The 271-nt window shown below is 45.4% G+C and carries 1 pseudogene; it reads left to right on the top strand.

The features are described 5' to 3' along the window. Nucleotides 1–271: pseudogene (locus AB5935_RS26985) on the top strand (hypothetical protein); the annotation flags it as partial.

Genomic DNA, 271 nt, shown 5'->3' with positions numbered 1-271 from the left:
AACCGCAGCAGGATCTACGAAAGATTTCATTGTACACATGAAGGGCGTAGAATCTTATATCATTACCGCTCCCGAAGGTTGGGAAGCGACTTTGTCTGAACCGTCCGCAGATAACGATGAAGGAACATTGACAATAAAAGCTCCTGCAACAGCAAAAACTCTATCGCGTGCCGTCGCTGATAATACCAAAGACGTATCTATTCTTGCAACTTCAGGAGCATATGCTGCCATCGCAAAAATACAGGTAGAGCTTGGAGAAGCAGAAACACGG

This window comes from Phocaeicola sp. RTP21198st1_B8_RTP21198_201120, assembly GCF_040929485.1.
GTDB classification, from domain to species: Bacteria; Bacteroidota; Bacteroidia; order Bacteroidales; family Bacteroidaceae; genus Phocaeicola; species Phocaeicola dorei.
The sequence above is the reverse complement of the archived record's forward strand: the minus strand, read 5'-3'. Positions and strand labels throughout refer to the sequence as shown.